Raw genomic sequence first — 1,216 nt, 5'->3', positions numbered from 1 at the left:
GCCAACCCGGGAACAATTTCTCGAGATTGGGGCATTCTTCCCAATACAGCGGTGAGACCCGATACGACAACAGTTCCTCAGTGGTCCAGACGTGATCGGTCAGCCCGGCTAGCATCGCGGGGGTGGTGGGGCGCCATCGCCGGGGTGAGCCCGATCCGCGCGTCGGTTCGGTGACCGGTAGCGGGTGGCGTAAGCTGTTGTGAGGTAACACCAAATGGTAGTAGGCCAACGACAACCACAACGGCTTCTCAAACCAACTCAAGTCCTTGGAAAAGCCGTTAGTACGACGGGCCAGCCGGCGGTTCTGTTGCCGCTGCGTGAGGTTGTCCCGCTCGACGAAACTGGTATTGATCGTTTGGCTGACGGGCGAGTGGGTCAGTCGCGCCGCGACGGCCGCCGGATCACCAAAGACGACCGCCGTGGAAATCGCCGTGACGCGCCCACCCGTTCGGTGCTTGATCACCTGGGCATATAGCAGGTCGGCCCGCGGCCGTCGGCGGGGTTTGGGACGAGGCCCACGCGTCCCGCGACGGGGTGGACAGTACCATTCCCCATAAATTTTCAACAAGGCCCGGGGGTAAGCGGGCCATCGATCGCTGGTGAAAAAGGGGATGGAGTCATCCGTCACCCACGCCACCTGCTCCACCAACCGATCGGCCTGGGCCTGGTCGTGGTGGCCGATCACAAAACCCACCACCAAGCGCCAGACCGGCGCCAATGCCAACCACACCCAAGCATCTCCATACGTGTCGAGGTACGCTTTAGCACCCGGCAGGTTTTCTTGTTTGGTATGGATAAAGCTCCACAACTCATCCAGTTGGCACTCCGTGACCGGCAAGTTTCGCCACAGCGCCAGGATGACCGCCCGGCAGTGCCGGGCACCCCGATCCAGCCAGGCGCAAACCGTGTCCTTGTCCACNNCCGATGATACGGGCGGTCGCCCGCAACGAATTGCCCTCGGCCAAGGCACGCAGGGCGGTCTCGAATTGCACCGGCTCGGCTTCCAGCCCGTAGTAGGCCGTCCCATAGCGCAAGGTCACCGTACTGCCACACGCCCGGCAGCGCGCTTGGGGTTCTCCCCGACTGCTGNNTCGAGAATGCCAACCTGTCACTGAAGTCGGAAAGCTCATCACGGAAACTGAGGGACACTACCCGATACTGGGACTGATGGAAATAAATCAAAATCGTCATGATCTCGCTGAGAGTCAGCCGCGAG

The 1,216-nt window shown here is 61.6% G+C and carries 1 pseudogene; it reads right to left on the bottom strand.

Features of this window, described 5'->3' with window-relative positions:
- Positions 1 to 1,112: pseudogene (locus CTR53_RS21145) on the bottom strand (helix-turn-helix domain-containing protein); the annotation flags it as partial.
- Between the last annotated feature and the right edge of the window lie 104 nt (positions 1,113 to 1,216).

Origin of the sequence: Ferrovibrio sp. (genome assembly GCF_002796975.1) — a bacterium.
Classification (GTDB): domain Bacteria; phylum Pseudomonadota; class Alphaproteobacteria; order Ferrovibrionales; family Ferrovibrionaceae; genus Ferrovibrio.
Note: the sequence above shows the minus strand (reverse complement) of the source record. Positions and strands in the feature narration are given on the sequence as shown.